The 16602-nt window shown below is 45.2% G+C and carries 15 protein-coding genes and 3 tRNA genes; 11 read left to right on the top strand and 7 right to left on the bottom strand.

All coding sequences use genetic code 11. The features are described 5' to 3' along the window. Window positions 1-226: 226 nt before the first annotated feature. Window positions 227-568 (top strand): hypothetical protein, encoded by a 342-nt coding sequence (locus HQQ92_RS18755; RefSeq protein ID WP_105250285.1) that lies wholly within the window; start codon window positions 227-229, stop codon window positions 566-568. A gap of 102 nt (window positions 569-670) precedes the next feature. After that, window positions 671-1327 (top strand): thiopurine S-methyltransferase, encoded by a 657-nt coding sequence (locus HQQ92_RS18750; RefSeq protein WP_173247576.1) that lies wholly within the window; start codon window positions 671-673, stop codon window positions 1325-1327. Window positions 1328-1603: 276 nt separating this feature from the next. On the opposite strand, the gene HQQ92_RS18745 is transcribed toward HQQ92_RS18750, so the two are convergent. Next, window positions 1604-1795 carry a bacterioferritin-associated ferredoxin gene (locus tag HQQ92_RS18745; protein ID WP_076498521.1) on the bottom strand — a complete coding sequence of 64 codons (192 nt, stop codon included), beginning with the start codon at window positions 1793-1795 and terminating at the stop codon, window positions 1604-1606. A 261-nt stretch (window positions 1796-2056) separates the two neighbouring features. On the opposite strand from HQQ92_RS18745, the gene HQQ92_RS18740 reads away from it, so the two are divergent. Continuing rightward, window positions 2057-3631: a PAS domain-containing methyl-accepting chemotaxis protein gene (locus HQQ92_RS18740; RefSeq protein WP_173247573.1), complete on the top strand. Its 1575-nt coding sequence runs from the start codon at window positions 2057-2059 to the stop codon at window positions 3629-3631. An 85-nt stretch (window positions 3632-3716) separates the two neighbouring features. Here HQQ92_RS18740 and HQQ92_RS18735 read toward each other — a convergent pair whose 3' ends face one another. Continuing rightward, window positions 3717-4652, bottom strand: a complete 936-nt coding sequence (locus tag HQQ92_RS18735; RefSeq protein WP_173247570.1) for a D-2-hydroxyacid dehydrogenase — start codon at window positions 4650-4652, stop codon at window positions 3717-3719. A 92-nt stretch (window positions 4653-4744) separates the two neighbouring features. On the opposite strand from HQQ92_RS18735, the gene HQQ92_RS18730 reads away from it, so the two are divergent. Beyond that, entirely contained in the window at window positions 4745-5080 is a 336-nt protein-coding gene (locus HQQ92_RS18730) for a DUF3392 domain-containing protein (RefSeq protein ID WP_113939153.1), read from the top strand. 20 nt (window positions 5081-5100) lie between these two features. On the opposite strand, the gene HQQ92_RS18725 is transcribed toward HQQ92_RS18730, so the two are convergent. The 5 genes from HQQ92_RS18725 to rsgA form a co-directional block, all read right to left on the bottom strand. Then, window positions 5101-5823: a glycerophosphodiester phosphodiesterase family protein gene (locus HQQ92_RS18725; protein ID WP_173247567.1), complete on the bottom strand. Its 723-nt coding sequence runs from the start codon at window positions 5821-5823 to the stop codon at window positions 5101-5103. Window positions 5824-5837: 14 nt separating this feature from the next. After that, complete coding sequence (locus tag HQQ92_RS18720) at window positions 5838-9041, bottom strand: mechanosensitive ion channel domain-containing protein (RefSeq protein ID WP_173248726.1); 3204 nt, start codon at window positions 9039-9041, stop codon at window positions 5838-5840. 68 nt (window positions 9042-9109) lie between these two features. Continuing rightward, entirely contained in the window at window positions 9110-9919 is an 810-nt protein-coding gene (locus HQQ92_RS18715) for a DMT family transporter (protein ID WP_173247564.1), read from the bottom strand. Between the two features lie 6 nt (window positions 9920-9925). Beyond that, on the bottom strand, window positions 9926-10804 hold the full coding sequence (asd, locus tag HQQ92_RS18710; RefSeq protein ID WP_028761759.1) for an archaetidylserine decarboxylase: 879 nt from the start codon (window positions 10802-10804) through the stop codon (window positions 9926-9928). A 62-nt stretch (window positions 10805-10866) separates the two neighbouring features. Beyond that, a complete protein-coding gene (rsgA, locus tag HQQ92_RS18705) occupies window positions 10867-11931 on the bottom strand; it encodes a small ribosomal subunit biogenesis GTPase RsgA (RefSeq protein ID WP_105250279.1) in 1065 nt (354 codons plus the stop codon). A 112-nt stretch (window positions 11932-12043) separates the two neighbouring features. On the opposite strand from rsgA, the gene orn reads away from it, so the two are divergent. The 7 genes from orn to tsaE all read left to right on the top strand — a co-directional run bounded on the left by orn (window position 12044) and on the right by tsaE (window position 16602). After that, a complete protein-coding gene (gene orn / locus HQQ92_RS18700) occupies window positions 12044-12589 on the top strand; it encodes an oligoribonuclease (protein ID WP_006080044.1) in 546 nt (181 codons plus the stop codon). A gap of 269 nt (window positions 12590-12858) precedes the next feature. Then, window positions 12859-12934 (top strand) — tRNA-Gly (locus HQQ92_RS18695). A gap of 42 nt (window positions 12935-12976) precedes the next feature. Beyond that, window positions 12977-13052 (top strand) — tRNA-Gly (locus tag HQQ92_RS18690). 42 nt (window positions 13053-13094) lie between these two features. After that, window positions 13095-13170: transfer RNA gene (locus HQQ92_RS18685), tRNA-Gly, on the top strand. 662 nt (window positions 13171-13832) lie between these two features. After that, window positions 13833-14288: a hypothetical protein gene (locus HQQ92_RS18680; protein WP_028761762.1), complete on the top strand. Its 456-nt coding sequence runs from the start codon at window positions 13833-13835 to the stop codon at window positions 14286-14288. 268 nt (window positions 14289-14556) lie between these two features. Then, window positions 14557-16041, top strand: a complete 1485-nt coding sequence (locus HQQ92_RS18675) for an NAD(P)H-hydrate dehydratase (protein ID WP_173247561.1) — start codon at window positions 14557-14559, stop codon at window positions 16039-16041. Window positions 16042-16143: 102 nt separating this feature from the next. Then, window positions 16144-16602 (top strand): tRNA (adenosine(37)-N6)-threonylcarbamoyltransferase complex ATPase subunit type 1 TsaE, encoded by a 459-nt coding sequence (gene tsaE / locus HQQ92_RS18670; protein WP_028761764.1) that lies wholly within the window; start codon window positions 16144-16146, stop codon window positions 16600-16602.

Genomic DNA, 16602 nt, shown 5'->3' with positions numbered 1-16602 from the left:
TTAACCAGTAAGCGGGGGAGATAATCAAATAGCGGGTGGCTTTATTTTAGTATTTTGAATGGCATTGATGATCAGCGTCAGGCGCGGCTTACCTATACGATCATTTCGTCACTGACTTTGACTTACATCAAATTAAATCCTCGCGACTATAGGTAATCTTTGGAGCATTAGATGGAATCAATTTTTGTTAATTAACCCACAGACAAAGTGCAGCTAAGGAGGGCGTATGCCCACCCAATATAAAGCCTTGTTGATCGAACTTTTGGAATATCCGCGTAAGCGTATTTTACAGTCAATGGAAGTGACCCATTGCCCGCATGCGGTATTTTTTAATGATAGAGACGAGCAATGTTTAACTTGTCATCAGGGCATGGAATGTATCTGGATGAACCAGAATGACGAGCTGGTGGCCGTGAACGAAAAATCGATAGCCGAGTTAAAACAGCAGTTGTTGATCGCCGTGGACTTTATCGACTCATCTTTAAGCCCACATCATTTATCACGCCGTCAATGCCAATGCGATAACTGTGTTTGGCTGCGTAAAGTGCAAGCTACGTTAGATCAGTAAGTGAGTCTTTACATTGCTGAGTTTGCCGAATGGCAGGAGGCTTTGCATCCACTTTAAAATGTCATTAGAGTAAGGACAACATTAGCGAATAGAGATAAAACCATGGAACCCGGTTTTTGGCATGAAAAGTGGCAGCAGCAACAGATAGGTTTTCATCAGCAAGACATCAATCCTTTCCTCGTTAAGTATTGGCAGCAGCTTGCATTACCCGCAGACACCAAGGTTTTTGTGCCCTTATGTGGTAAGTCGCTAGACATGTGTTTCCTCGCAGAACAGGGGCATCAGGTCATAGGTTGTGAGTTGAATGAATTGGCAGTACAGCAATTTTTTAGCGATAACCAACTCGAGATGACGCAAACGGCCGTGGGTGAACACCAGCATTATCAAACCGAACAGATCAGCTTGTATCAGGGTGATATTTTCACCCTACCTAAGACTATCACCCAAGCGGTGACGGCATTTTACGATCGCGCGGCTTTGATCGCATGGCCAGAAAGTATGCGTGCACAATATGCCAAGCAGTTAGCGAGCTTATTACCTAGCGGCAGTGTCGGTTTATTAGTGACTTTAGATTATCCGCAAGAATCCCTTATCGGCCCACCTTTTGCGGTATCCCCTACTTGGGTAGAGCAGCATCTGAGTGAGGATTTTGATATTGAAGTATTAGCGTCGCAAGATGTGTTGGCCGACAATCCACGTTTTATTAAGAAAGCCGTGCCTTGGCTTAATGAAGCGGCCTATTTGTTGAAACGTAAGTAGGCTTGACTCGGAGGTTGGATCTGTAACCCCATTGAATTATTCGCGGCTTTCGAGCTTGGAGTTCAGTGGGGCTTGTCATTAAAACATCATATCTAAAGTCTAAACTGGCAAGATTATTTAAGACGAAGTGACGGATAGAAGGCTTTGTTGTCGCGGGACTTTTTTGGATTGAGTTTGCTTGAGCTGGATTAAGTTTGCTTGAGTCAGCGTGGTTTTAACTTGTCGGAAGTTTGTTCGTGAGTGAATTACCCTTTACCATGCTATTCGCGATGAACTCTATGCGACTTCGTAATAATTAGGCTCAAGCTCTAGTTGATTTTGAATGATCTGCACCGCCATTCTGGCGCATTTACCACATTGATCGGCAACACCTAAGCGCTTTTTTACGTCAGCAAGCGAGCTATCGCCCTGGCTTACTGCGTTTTTAATTTGCGTATCAGTGATCGCATGGCAAAGACAAACGTACATATATTAGTCTCCAATCGAATTGCGCTAATTCTAAATGAAAACGCTTATCAAATGCAATCATGTTTTTTGGGTGATTTTCATACTTTAACGCTTTTGTTACATGGCGCACGTTTTATCGTCTATGCTAGGTGTGTTTTAGCACTAAAAAGCTAGGCAGTTTTAGAAGTAGGTTTAGGAATACAGAGTCAGGGTGATGATGCCTCACGGATGGATAACTCATGGATGAATAACGAAGAATTAATCAAAGATCCATAAGGTTTCATGAGAACTAATCTACCAGTTACACAGCGAGAATATGATTATCCAGCGGATTGGATTTTATTGTCGACCACGGATACTCAAAGTCATATCACTTACGCCAACCAATCTTTCTGTACCGTTGCCGGTTATGAACTCGATGCCATGCTAGGCAAGCCCCACAACATGGTGCGTCATCCAGATATGCCTCCGCAAGCGTTTGAAGATCTGTGGCGATGTATCAAAAAAGGCGAGCCTTGGAAAGGGATAGTGAAAAACCGCTGCGCCAATGGCGATCACTATTGGGTCGATGCCTATGTCTCACCGATTTCAGTTAATGGCAAAGTCGTCGAGTTTCAATCTGTACGCACTAAACCCACACGCGATCAGGTTAAGCGTGCAGAAATAGCCTATGCAGAGTTGAACAAAAAGGGCAGCGTCAGTGCGTTAAAACGTACCTTGGATATGCCAGTTAAATTGCTGTTACTCGCATTGGTTGCCATGCTACCTATGTTTTACCTTGCTCTGCAAATTGGCTTAATGGGCTTTATTGCCCTAGCGATAAGCGTTCTAGTATTGCTGGTGGGCGGTAATCTGGTGCTGAGTCGCTATTACGCGATAGTGGCTAAGGCAAAGCATATCTACGATAACCCCTTGATGGCGCATATTTATAGTGGAAGCAGTGATGATCTTGGCGCGATTGATTTAGCACTGCAAATGCAGAATTCAGAGCTTAAGTCGATTCTTGGGCGTGCATCGGATTCCTGTTATAACGTGTCAGAACAGGCCAAAATATCTGCCGCCAAGGGCAAACAAATCCAGAGTACCAGTCAGGCTCAACTATCTGAAATAGAACAAGTTGCTACAGCGATGCAGGAAATGACCGCCACATTAGGCGATATGTCCTCCAATTGTGCCGATGCGGCGAGTGCCACACAAATGGCATCCGCTGAAACCATCAATGGTGATAAAACGGTGTCGAGTACTATTCGCTCGATTCAAGCGATGGCGGAGCAACTGCAACAAACGTCAAAAGTTATTACTGAGTTAGAAGCCCATAGTAAAGATATTGGCACTGTGCTCGATGTGATTCAGAGTATTGCGGGGCAGACGAATTTGCTGGCATTGAATGCAGCAATTGAAGCGGCTAGAGCGGGTGAGCAAGGTCGTGGCTTCGCTGTCGTTGCTGACGAAGTACGGGCGCTGGCACAACGTACTCACGATGCCACCAAAGAAATCCACAGTATGATTAATCTGTTGCAGCAGGGGACGAATAAAGCTGTTATCAGTATGCAGCAAGGAGTGGTTGCCGCTTCCGAATGTATTTCAACGGCGGATTTAGCGGGTACGGCATTACGTACGATTCGTGAGGCCATTTCGACCATTACCGATATGACGCACCATATTGCCAGCGCGGTAGAAGAGCAATCGAGTGTGGCAAATGAGATGAATCGCAGCGTGGTGAATGTGTCGCAATTTACCCATTCTAGTCATCAACTCGGCAGTGAAATGGTCGGCTTGAATGACGAAGTGACCCGCGAGATGGATTCTCACTCGGTATTGGTCGAGCAATTCTTAAAGCGCAGCTTTAGGATTTAACCACCTAAAATTTAAGATAAAAAGGCAATAGTCTGACTATTGCCTTTTCTTTTACTGATTTCTAACTCAATTTCTTATCTCTGATCTAATAACCTTTACTAAAGTCGACTCTATTCTGCAGCGGTTCACCCATGATGTAGCGGCGATAGTTTTGGCTAAAGATATCGACGATTTGTGCAGGATGGCTTGGCGCCGAAATATGCGGCGTGATCACGGCATTTTCCCGTTCCCAAATAGGATGGCTATTGGGCAAAGGTTCCTGAGCAAATACATCGAGGATCGCTTGCTGACTAGGATTAGCGATAAGCTGGATATTGAGTGCATCGAGATCGAGTGCATCACCGCGGCCAACATTAAACAGCACTGCATCCGTTTTTAACATAGCTAACATGTCAGCATTGAGAAGATTGTACGTTGCAGTAGTGCTTGGCAGTAGATTTGCAACCACATCTGCCTGTGTTAACACTTGGCCTAAATTGGACATAGCTTCTATGATATCAAAACCTTCTACGGCATTACCGCTGCTATTGATACCAGTAACATGCATGCCAAAGTGTTTTGCAGTTTTCGCTAAATGCTGGGCTATTGACCCTGTGCCAAGCAAGAGCAATCGCATGCCCTGTAAACTTGAGTGGCGTTGCTGGGGTTGAATCAGCCACTGTTTTTGTCCTTGTTGCTGGCGATAAAAACGATGGCTGCGGACATGCGCGAGTAAATAGCCGAATAGATACTCGCTCATCAGCGGGCCGAAAATGCCTTTAATATTGGTGAGTTGATAGTCTTTTCTGCCCCTTGGACTCATCAGGGCATCTATGCCAGCAAAGCTTGATTGTAACCATTGCAGATTTTTAGCATGGGGTAATAGGGGCGCGGCGAGTTTAGGTTCGGCTAACCAAATATCTGCTTCAATTATGCCCGCAGGATTATCATCGAGTAACGTTAAATCTGGGAGACTCTGCGCCTCAATCAAGTCGCGGTACTGTTGATTTGCCTTTGTTAGCAAGAGTAACTTGTGCCCCATGGCGTCTCCCTTTATGCTTGGTTATTGTTATTTTTCAATACGCTGTCGCGGCCACTCAGATGGATTGCGCTGCATCTTTTTAGGTTAAGTCTATGTTTGATCAATTAGTCGCCATTATTGCCCAGTTAGGCAATATGCTTCGCCCTTGGGCCTTCGATATTGCTACCGCTATGGTGGTGTGTCTTATTTTGGTTTTTTCAGCGGATGTAAATCGTATCTTAAGGCGTCATTTGTTGGGGCATTCTTTTGTGCTGCGAACATTTGTTTTTATTATTGTGAATGCCTTTGGCTATGGACTATTGATCGTGAAAGCCACGCCTTGGGTGGCAAGACATATAGTGGCTATGCCATCCCATTGGATGTTTCTGTTAATTGTGGCCATGTTTATTTTTATCGGTTATTGGGCTCAGCGAAATAGCCAAGCTTAATATCATTATTATTTTGGCCGTTACTCAAAGTAGCCAGAGTAATTGGCCATTGCCTTTTGAGTTAAGGCTTGCATGGCGCGATCGGGGTAATTGCTGAACACGCCATCGACGCCTATCTGCTTAAGTGCATGAATATCATCAATATGATCGACAGTATAAACATAAACCTTGGCACCTCGGTTATGGGCGTCGTCTACTAGCGCTTGGCTGATAAAACTCACATCTAAATGCAATGAATAGGCATTCAGTTCGCTTACCACGGCAGCCCCATCGAGTGGAATACTGGCAAGCAACGGTGCGACTAACGCATCCGGCAACGCCTGTTTAAGTTCATGTAGATAGGGGTGATTAAAGGAAGAGATCAGTAACTGCTCCTTGGTAAACCCAAGCTGACTCATAGCCTTTGGGTATAAGTCGATTAACGGCGTGACGGTATTAATGCCTTTTAACTCTATATTGACTATGCAGCGCCCCGCAATCAGCTCAAGTACTTGCCATAGCGTCGGAATGGATTCACCTTTCACATTGATGCTTGCTAGATAGTCCTTGCTCACTAAGTGAATGACGCCCGTGCCCGAGCTTTTATTATCAAGCCTTCGGTCGTGAAACACGACTAACTCACCTTCGACATTATGTACATCGAGTTCGACGGCTTGCGCACCCAATTCTAACGCTTTAGCCATGGCGGCTAAGGTATTTTCGGCCTGATAACCGCTGGCGCCGCGGTGAGCAAAAATAAGCATGTTCTGCGATCCTATTAGCTTCTAATAATGCCTTGTTGCTCTCGACTTTGACCATTCTTAATATGGATTTCCATCTGCGGGTAGGCGAGTTCGAGATTGTTTTCTTTGAGTTTTTTAGTCACTCGTTTATGTAAATCATGGCGCAGTGGCCAGCGTGCCGACATATCTTTTGCATAGGCGCGCACTTCATAATCTTGGGTGTGTTTACCAAAGCCTGCAAACCAGACTTCAGGTTCTGGGCTGGCAAGTGCATCTTCACATTCTTGCACCGCTTGGTACAGGGTCGCTTCGACTTTGGCTGGATCAGAATCCCGCGCCACCGACACATAAACAATGACCCGCGTAATAGGATCTGACAAAGACCAGTTGATCAGCTGCTCTGTGATAAAGGCCTTGTTCGGGATGATGATTTCCTTTCTATCCCAATCGATAATGGTGGTCGCCCGAATTTGGATTTTACTGACTGTCCCTGTTAAATCGCGAATTGTCACTGTGTCGCCAATCCGCACTGGCTTTTCAAATAATATGATCAGACCCGAAATAAAGTTGGCAAAAATCTCTTGTAAACCAAAACCTAAACCGAGCGACAGTGCGGCAATCAGCCATTGTAACTTAGACCATTCCATCCCGAGATTAGAGAAGCCGATTAATAGTCCGAGGAAAACCACCAGATAACGACTGACGGTTGTGATCGCAAACCCTGTGCCGGGGGAGAGATCGAGTCTTTGTAGGATCATCAACTCAAGTAAGCCGGGGAGATTGGTAGCAATCATCAGCGAGAAACCGACCACTATCAGGCCAAACATCAAGGACTTCATGGTAATGGGCAATTGTTGTTCTAGGCCATTAACGCTGGTATTGGTCGTCCACAGCGTAATGCCGTCGAGGAAAGAAAACAGCGCCGTATGGGTTTGAGTCCACAGACCAATCAAACTGGCTAAAAAGGCCAATAACAAGAGTGAACGCACTAGGCCAAGGGATTGGCTCGAAATGGTTTCGAGATCGACTACGGGTTCTTCGTAGGTATCGAGTCCATCGACGGAAGGATGATGCGTTTCGCCTTTTTCCCTTTGTGCTAAGCGTTCGGCACGTTTTGCCTTAGCGCGATCGAAGGCGATACGGCGGCGTTCGATTAACATCCACCGTTTGATCAATTGGTATAAGAGCAAGAAACCCAGACCCAGCACGATAGATAATTGCAGTTGTAACAGCATTTGGAAAGCGGTGAAGTAGTAACCCCTAAAGGCTAACACTGCGCTTAAAAGCGGCACAGAAATCAGCAAGGTCCAGAGCATTTTCTGAATGAGTTTTTTGTTTTTACCGTCTTTCTTGGCATCTGAGTTTTTACGGCTCAGGATTAAAATATCTTTGTATAACAAGAATAAAACGATACAGAAAATAATGAATGCGCCGCGGCCTATGCTATTACGCACCAGTGATGTGTCGAGCACTTCGGTAAAGCCCATCAGACCCAATAATGGGCTAGCAATCAGCACAAAGTGTCTGAGCCGTGATTGTCCCGCTTGAATGAGTTTTGAGGGGCGTTTGAAATGGCCCACGAGTACGCCTTTGTCGAGCGTCAGAATAAAGATAAAGCGATATAAGAGATACACTAAACCAATCGCCAGTATGCCCATACCCACTGCTTGCACAAAATTGCGATCGGAATGATAGAAAATCAATCCCGCCATGATCACTGGGAAAGGTTTTATCAACGCATAGCTGATACTGCAGGCGAGCGCTTTGAGAGTGTAAATGAATTTATCTTGGGTCACATTGCCCACATAAGTAGTGTAATGATTTAGCAAGCGATTGAATTTAGGCGTGATTAAGTCCTGTACGACTAAACACAGTACCAGCAATATGATCCACCAAGACCAATAATCGTTTTGTTCATCCCAGGCTTTTCCCAGTTCATCCCACTGTGCTTGTTGCACAAGCCAAACCGTGCTGCGCTCAAGATCCGTAAGCCATAACTTACTGATACTTGCAGCGTTAGGCACCCAGAATAAATGTTCGTTAAGGGTATTTTTGAGGGTGAGATTCTGTTGACTCAGTTGTTGGTAATTGACCTTCAGCTTGCCTAATTCACTCAAGTATTGGTCATAGCTTTGCATCAACTGCGAGATCAAACTCTGTTGCGAGTGTAAGAGCTTAATCTGCTGCTCATTGTATAAGCCGGGTTGTTCTAATTCTTGCTCATTGAGGGCTTGTTGCTGCTCTAAATGGTATCTGTCTAAGCGCGCATCGGCGATCAGCGTTTGCAGTTTTTCGTGATTCGGTGGTTTAGGCAGTGATTGCAACATTTGCAAAAAGCGCTCACCAAAGGCGGAGTTCATTTTGACCCAAGTGATCTGCTCTTGGATGTTTGCCAGTTGTTTGGCTTGGGATTGATATTGGGTTTCAGCCTGTTCCTGCTGTTCGACCACATTATTGATCTGCAAAGTTAACGTTTGCAGCTTTTGGCCGTAAATCTGGTTAGTGTCGGCAATATTACGGGTGATAGGATCGATGACTTTTTCGGTATTAACTAAGTTTTTGGCTAGGGTGGCATCCGTTTGTTGCTGACGTTGTTTATTGATTGCCTTGTTGATGGTTTCGATCAAGGCTTCTTGCTGCACCAGTTGTTGGCGGACTAGCTGTAATTGTAATTGCGTCAGTTCAATGCGTTTTTGGCTGCTGGCAAGTTCTGCTTCATCGGTGGCAAGGCTTTGTTCAAAGAAGAGTCGTTGAGTTTGCTGTAACTCTCCCGTAGGGGTATCTAGCGGGGCGAGTTCTGCTTTTTTGTTTTGGGCGACAGTTTGCCTCGCGCTGGCGATAACGGTAGGTAAGTCATTGTGACGTAGCAATAAATCGTTAACTTGCCGGCCAAGGGTGGATTCGCTTTCTTTAAGTTCAGACAAGCGAATATAGGCCATGGAAGCCTGCTGGCTGAGGTCAGTACCTTTTTCTAGTGATAAAGGCTTATAGGCGTCTTTCAGCGCTTGATTAGTGCGCTTCTTATGTTGCTCAAAATCAATCTGCGCTTGTTGGAAACTGGCTGCGTTGGCGGCGAGTTTTTCTATGTTAATTTTTAGTTCGTTAATTTGTTCGTCAATGCTGAGATTTTGTTGCTGTTCTTGCTTGTTCATGCCAAGACGTTTGTCCAACTGCAAAGGCGAATTGGCAAGTGCGGAAAATGTGAAAAAAGCAATAATGAACAATAAAATACGTGGCATATAGGCTAAAGACATTTAGGGGCGAAAGACGCTCCATATTAGCCAAATTGCGTTGAGATTGGTATGTTTCAGGCGTTCTTTTTTCGCCGCTGTGATTGGTGCGATTGATGGGTTTCGAAGATGGCGGTAGCGACTATGATAGTGCCACCAATTAGGGTGTTGAGATTGAGCTCTTCACCTAAAATGATCAGCGCTAACATGGCGCCATAAAAGGGCTGTAAGCAAGAGACTAGCCCAACCGTTTTGGCGCTGAGTTGCCTCAGCGCAGAAGTAAATAGCGCATGTGGCGCTGCGGTAAAGACGACGCCGAGTAAAATAATTAATCCCCACACTTCTAATGAGATACTGCCCAGTTCCGTTTGGTGCCACGGCATCAGGAATACAACAGCGACTAAAGTTTGATAGAACATGGCATGGGGGCCGCTGTACTGGGAAAAGTAGCGTTTGTGCAATAAGTTACGGGTGGTGAACAAGATGGCGGATACTATGCCGATGGCAATGCCTAGCGTAGTGTCGTTACCTAAATTGGCCTCAGGGATCAGTAATATCACCCCAATCAGCACTAATACACCACTGAGCATATCGTGTAATTTTATCTTATTACCTGTCAGCAACGGCTCGGCAATCACTGTCATCACCGGATAGGTGAAAAATGCAATCATGCCAATGGCGACCAGATAATCTTGTTTGCTTGCCAGCGTTAGCCGTTTGCGGCTGAATTTGACTAGCAAACCTAACACAGTGGCGGCGACGATACAGCGTAGAAAGGTGATGTCGAGGGCACTGAGTGGGATTAATTTAGAAAACAAAGCTGTGCCACCAAATAGCAGCACAGCCAGATGCAATTCAATTAATCCCGAAGGTTTAGCAGAACTCAAGAAAACTTAATCCGCTTGCTTAACGTCTTTCAGGTTAGCGAAGGCTTGTCCCATACGCGTTACTGCTTCGGCTTCGACACCTTCAGCAAAGGTCGCGATAGCGTCTTTGGCAAACAACATCACCACAGTACTGCCTAACTTGAAGCGACCCATTTCTTCGCCTTTGTCTAAGGTGATGGCATCTGGGCCTTGGGTTGGATATTCCCAAGTGAAGACTTGCTTACCTGTCGGCGGCGTGACTGTGCCAGCCCATACGGTTTCAATACTGGCAACAATCGTTGCGCCAACCAATACCATGGCCAATGGACCTAATTCGGTTTCAAAAATCGCCACCACACGTTCGTTACGGGCAAACAGACCGGGTACGTGTCTCGCCGTTAACGGATTCACCGAAAACAGTTCGCCAGGTACATAGGTCATTTTTGATAACGTGCCTTTAATCGGCATGTGGATACGGTGATAGTCTTTAGGCGCCAGATAGATAGTCGCAAAATCACCGCCTTCGAAGCGTTTAGCATCTTCGGCTTGATCGCCAAGCAAAGTTAACGATGAATAGTGATGACCCTTAGCTTGGAAGATGCGACCGTTTTTGATTGGCCCTAACTGACTTACCGCACCATCGACGGGATGTACCATGATATCGGCGTCCATGTCTAACGGACGAATACCGGGTTTAAGGGCGCGGGTAAAAAAAGCATTAAAGCTTTTATAGGCTTCTGGTTCGCTCTGCGCCGCTTCGCTCATGTCGATTTTATATTGTTTGATAAACCACTTGATGGCGGCAGTGGTTAAGGCGCCAGCTTCGGCTGCAGCGAGTTTACCCACTAAACGAGATAACAAGTGTTTTGGCAGCATGTACTGCAGCGCTATTTTGACTTTATCCAATTTCAATTCCTTTTCTTACTGCTCAATCTTTGCTGAGACTGTTGTTATTTATCAATAAGTCGTTATTCATCAGTGGCCGCACGGAAATGGCGGGCATGACGTTGTTCATCTAAGCTGGCGATAATTTTATGGTAATTATTAAAGCGATCTGCGCTGATCTTACCTTGGCTCAGGGCTTCTTGCAGTGCACAGCCGGGATCGTCACCGTGTTTACAATCGCGGAATTTACATGCGCCAAGATACTCGCGAAACTCGATAAAACACCAGCCGACACGTTGTGCAGGAAGATGCCATAGGGCGAACTCGCGCACGCCTGGAGAGTCGATTAAATCGCCGCCACTAGGTAAGTGCAACAGCTTAGCAGTGGTAGTAGTGTGTTGACCTAAACCTGAGTTATCGGAAACATCGCCGATAATAAGCTCTGCATCGGGTAGCAAGGCATTGATTATTGATGACTTACCCACACCAGATTGGCCGGCAAACACGCTGACTTTATCTTTGAGTATGCCTTTGATGGTATCGATACCATCGCCAAGCTTGCTGCTGACCTTATAAACCGGATAGCCAATGTCTTTGTAGCGCTGTAGCGCTTCATCGATTGCCTGCGCTTCATCGGGATTGAGCAAGTCAATTTTATTCAAAATGATGATAGGCGGAATATCGGTATCTTCAGCGGCCACTAAATAACGGTCGATGATCTGGGTGGTAAAGCTGGGTAATACCGAGGAGACAATCAAAATTTGGTCGATATTCGAGGCGATAATTTTCACGCCATCGTATAAATCTGGGCGTGTAAGTGATGAGCGACGTGGATGAACGGCTTCAACAATACCTGCGATGCCGCTATTGGCTTGGCTCTCAATGGCTAAGCGTACGATCACTTTATCGCCAGTCACTAAACTGGTGACGGCACGGCGAATATTACAGCGCACAATTTGGCCGCTTTCAGTTTCTATGTCGGCATGTTGGCCAAAACGTGAAATCACAGTACCGGGCTGTTCTTGCCCCAATGAACTATCCTGTAACTCTGGCGTATTTTTATCGCCACTGTCACGATTGAGTCGCTTCTCGTGATTAGCGCGCATACGGCGTAATTGACCTTGGCTTAGGGGTTTCTTTTTACTCACTGATTCGTCTTCGTCAATTAGGTGATTTTTTGTGTTGGAAAAAAGCAGTATGATACACGCTCTTGAATAAAAAAGCCTGAATTTAGGCTAACTGACACGATAAGGCTGATTTATGACGGCAGATGTAAATAATCTCATTTGGATCGATTTGGAAATGACAGGGTTAGAGCCCGACGTTGACAGGATCATTGAAATTGCCACTTTAGTGACAGATCAAGAACTCAATATTATCGGTCAAGGTCCGGTTATCGCGATTCATCAGTCAGATGATGTGCTGGCCGCCATGGACGATTGGAATCAAAAGCATCATGGTGAGTCTGGGTTGATTGATCGCGTTCGTGCTAGCCAAGAAACCGAAGCGCAAGCCGTGGCCAAGACGATTGCCTTCTTAGAACAGTATGTTCCTAAGGGTGCTTCTCCAATGTGTGGTAACAGCATTGGTCAAGATAGACGCTTTTTAAATCGTTATATGCGCGAGCTGGAAGATTATTTCCACTACCGCAATGTGGATGTCAGTACGATTAAGGAGCTAGTGAAGCGTTGGAGCCCAGAAACTATGGCGGGCTTTAAGAAGCAAAATACTCACCAAGCACTGCAGGATATCCAAGAGTCGATCGCTGAATTGCAGTATTATCGCAGCAAAGTATTTAAAATTTGACCGATCAGTAGATAAATATGCAAGAAGGGGTTGCAGCCGCATGAATTTTTCATATAATGCGGCCTCAACTTTTTGATGCGAACAGAGATGTACGGTCATTTAGATTGAATGCGACATTAGCTCAGTTGATAAAGGTTAAAGGCGATACCTTTGTTAATGTTGAAGGCAAATGTAGTAGCGATGCAAAAAGCGACGTTAGCTCAGTTGATAAAGGTTGATAGGCGATACCTTTGTTAATGTTGAAGGCAAGTGTAGCAGCGATACAAAAGGCGACATTAGCTCAGTTGGTAGAGCGATACCTTGCCAAGGTATAGGTCATCGGTTCGAACCCGATATGTCGCTCCAAATTAAAATTTAGTGATTTGCCAAATCATTAATACAGATTATGCGACATTAGCTCAGTTGGTAGAGCGATACCTTGCCAAGGTATAGGTCATCGGTTCGAACCCGATATGTCGCTCCAAATTAAAACTTAGTGATTTACCAAATCATTAGTACAGATTATGCGACATTAGCTCAGTTGGTAGAGCGATACCTTGCCAAGGTATAGGTCATCGGTTCGAACCCGATATGTCGCTCCAATTTCCTAAATATTCCACTATCACATTACTCAATTGACATTAGCTCAGTGGTGATTTTTGATATGGCGATACGTTTGTGATTGTTAAATTAGTCAAGGTATAGGTCATCGGTTCGAACCGCTCTTGATCAAAATCATGTCGCTCCAATTTCGATAAATCCCTCCAAAATTATTTTATCCAACATCATTTCAATCGTGTTGCTCATATTGCTATCACTTATAATGCTTAGCCGTTGACTAAGGCATAGATCATTGCTCGAACCTCTCCCTATCAAAATCATTTCGCTGTACTTCCGTTAAACTCCCCAATAGCTACTTTTTCACATCATTCCCTCAATTAGTTCGTCTATATTTTGTCTTGATTCACTGCCATCTACCTCAAGCACTCTATCTCAGATTCACCATGCACAACCAAAGACTTACGAATACCCTTTGGGAAAAGTGCGTTGAGATCTCTTTTGGCTTTTCTCTTTTATACAAAACAGTGTGATAGGATTTAGATGCGTGATCTATAGCGTGTTTCTTCAAGTTTTCCTAAATTAGATAGCTGCGTGAAAGTTAAATTATGACCTTGTTCAAATATTCTTAACGCTTTTACTCACATAATGGAATTAGACAAAATTAATAGCGCCAAGTAGTTGGCCTGACAATGGAGTGCATTATATGCGTATTCAACAATTACGTGATCTACTCGAGTATGTGGCAAATTGCCGCTTAGATATGGCGCAACTCTATGGCCGACTCAACAATCAAGCTGACTCGGCTCGTGTGAAAATGATGTTGGAGTATTTTGAATCACACCAAAAAACCATGGCAGAAAAACTGCGTGATTATATGGATGAAGCACCACATCGTATTCTTGATACTTGGTATAAAGACTTCACTTTTGAAGACTTTACTAAGCGTTGCCAAGATACTATGTTGCCCGCAAACATGAATGAAGATGATGTGCTCAACTTACATTTAGACCTAGAGAATCGTCTGATTGGTTTGTTAGAAAAAACAGTTAACTCAACCACGGCGGAAGATGCGCGCAATGCGTTAGCCAATTTGATCCGAGTAGAGAAAACTCAGCAGCAACGTCTAGTCCATAGTACGATTCGGATGGACGATATCTAAACCGTCATTTCTTCTTGATTCTCAAAGCCAGCCCAGTGCTGGCTTTGGTTTTTATGTCGACTTTGTATCGGCCACTTTTACTCTACTTTGCTCCATTTGGGCGGGTTTCTGCGCCTGAACTGATTTACGTCATAATTTCTCGCTGCTTTTTTTGCTACTTTCTTGATCTATTGGCTGATTTTTATTGGCCTTGCTCAATTCTGCCAAGACTTCTATGGTGAGATTACTCATTATGAAATGGAGTCATTGGTGTCTAAGGAGATCCTTCATGGCACAAGATCTATCGCAATTTCCCAAAGCTCTATACACCCAAACACAAGTTCGCGAAGCTGAACTGAGTGCAGTGTCTCAGGGAGTATCTAGTCTCTATGAATTGGTCGAGCGTGCTGGCGCGGCGGCTTTTGAGTGTTTAGCGAAACATAGCTCCAAAGTCTTACCTGTGTTAATCCTTGCTGGCAGCGGTAACAATGGTGCCGATGCTTTAGTGTGCGCCCGTCTAGCCCGTGCCAGTGGTATGGACGTTTCTGTGATGATGACGTCAGCGGCAGGCACGCCTGAGTGTCAGCAAGCATTGACTCATTATCTTGCTGAAGGTGGAAAATTACTGCCGTTAGAGGTTGAACCTATTCTCGCAGCGAAAATCATAGTCGATGGTCTGTTAGGTACGGGGGTACATGATGCTGTACGCGACGATATGTCTAAATATATCCGTGCCATCAATGACAATTCGGCTTGGGTATTGAGTCTTGATTTACCCTCTGGAGTTATTGCTGATACAGGCGCCGTAGTAGGTGTTGCTGTGATGGCGGATATCACCTTATGTTTTGGTGGTTTAAAGCAAGGTGTGTTAACGGGTAAGGCACGGCATTACAGTGGTGAGCTTGAATTTGCAGATTTAGGATTAACGCCTTTCTTTGCTGAAGTGAGCGCACAAAGAGTAGGAAGAGAGACTCTTAAGGACTATTTTGCCGCCCGAGCAAGGGATAGCCATAAAGGCCAATCGGGTAAAGTCACTGTCATCGGCGGTGATATAGGCATGGCAGGGGCTGTGAGACTGGCAAGTGAGGCTTGCCTACGTGCAGGCGCGGGATTAGTCACTGTGATCAGTCGACCTGAGCATCAACTGACGGTGAATGTTTCCCGTCCTGAACTGATGTTTTGGGGTTGTGATTTAGTCGATATGGAAGTGTATCTGCGCCTTGGTTGGGCGCAGGTTATCGTGCTTGGCCCTGGTTTAGGTAAGCATGACTGGGGGTATAATTTGTTTAAAGCCGTGGGCTTGAGCGATAAGCCTTGTGTTTTAGATGCCGATGCGTTGAATCTGCTCAGTAATGAACCAAGGCGCCAAACGAATTGGGTATTAACACCACATCCGGGTGAGGCCGCGCGTTTACTTGGTTGTACCGTGGTCGATATTGAACAGGACAGATTTGCCGCTGTTCGCGCGATACAGCAAAAGTACGGCGGTGTTGTATTGCTAAAGGGCGCAGGAACGGTCATTTTTGATGGTCAGCAAATGGTAGTGGCACCAGTCGGCAACCCTGGGCTTGCCAGTGGTGGGTGTGGCGATGTGTTATCTGGTATTATAGGCGCGCTCATGGCTCAGGGAATGGATAATATGCAGGCAACTGTGCTTGGCGTAGTCGTACATGGTTGCGCTGCCGATCTTGCGGCAATACAGGGAGAACGTGGCATGTTAGCGAGCGATTTAATGCCTTTTATTCGCCAATTAGTGAATAGTGATTTACTCTAGGCGGAATGTGAGACTTAAGTGGGGCTGGACTTTGTTATGTGCCCTGTGCCTTTTTAGGATTGAGTCGCTTCTCCATCAATAACAGCAGTGATATAAGCGGATATGACAGAGTTAACTTTTTTCTTAGACAACGAAGACGACACTATTGCGGTTGGGCAAAAATTAGCCCGCCATGTCCAAGCGCCTTTGACTCTGTATCTTACGGGTGATTTAGGAGCCGGTAAAACGACGCTGAGTCGTGGCTTAATTCAGGGATTGGGCCATAAAGGAGCCGTTAAAAGCCCGACTTACACTTTAGTTGAACCTTATGAATTAGAAGGTGTCGAAGTTTATCATTTTGATTTGTATCGTTTAAACGATCCAGAAGAACTCGAGTTTATGGGGATCCGTGATTACTTTACGGATAAGAGTCTGTGCATTGTTGAATGGCCAGATAAGGGAGAGGGTTTACTGCCCGCTGCCGATGTCCATATGCATTTAAGTTATCAAAATAGTGGGCGAGAAATACGCATAGAGGCCTTGTCTGAGCCAGGTGAAAAGTTATTAAAAGCGATAAAATAA

It is taken from the genome of Shewanella sp. DC2-4, assembly GCF_013248875.1.
Classification (GTDB): Bacteria; Pseudomonadota; Gammaproteobacteria; order Enterobacterales; family Shewanellaceae; genus Shewanella; species Shewanella oncorhynchi.
Note: the sequence above shows the minus strand (reverse complement) of the source record. Positions and strands in the feature narration are given on the sequence as shown.

Bases quoted from the DNA above. Each gene is read 5' to 3' on its own strand.
- tsaE (WP_028761764.1), top strand. From the start codon at position 16,144: ATGACAGAGTTAACTTTTTTCTTAGACAACGAAGACGACACTATTGCG.
- HQQ92_RS18725 (WP_173247567.1), bottom strand. From the start codon at position 5,823: ATGCTTATTTTTGCTCACCGCGGCGCCAGCGGTTATCAGGCCGAAAAT.
- HQQ92_RS18720 (WP_173248726.1), bottom strand. From the start codon at position 9,041: ATGCCACGTATTTTATTGTTCATTATTGCTTTTTTCACATTTTCCGCA.
- HQQ92_RS18755 (WP_105250285.1), top strand. From the start codon at position 227: ATGCCCACCCAATATAAAGCCTTGTTGATCGAACTTTTGGAATATCCG.
- HQQ92_RS18745 (WP_076498521.1), bottom strand. From the start codon at position 1,795: ATGTACGTTTGTCTTTGCCATGCGATCACTGATACGCAAATTAAAAAC.
- HQQ92_RS18735 (WP_173247570.1), bottom strand. From the start codon at position 4,652: ATGGGGCACAAGTTACTCTTGCTAACAAAGGCAAATCAACAGTACCGC.
- HQQ92_RS18675 (WP_173247561.1), top strand. From the start codon at position 14,557: ATGGCACAAGATCTATCGCAATTTCCCAAAGCTCTATACACCCAAACA.
- HQQ92_RS18680 (WP_028761762.1), top strand. From the start codon at position 13,833: ATGCGTATTCAACAATTACGTGATCTACTCGAGTATGTGGCAAATTGC.
- HQQ92_RS18750 (WP_173247576.1), top strand. From the start codon at position 671: ATGGAACCCGGTTTTTGGCATGAAAAGTGGCAGCAGCAACAGATAGGT.
- orn (WP_006080044.1), top strand. From the start codon at position 12,044: ATGACGGCAGATGTAAATAATCTCATTTGGATCGATTTGGAAATGACA.
- HQQ92_RS18740 (WP_173247573.1), top strand. From the start codon at position 2,057: ATGAGAACTAATCTACCAGTTACACAGCGAGAATATGATTATCCAGCG.
- HQQ92_RS18730 (WP_113939153.1), top strand. From the start codon at position 4,745: ATGTTTGATCAATTAGTCGCCATTATTGCCCAGTTAGGCAATATGCTT.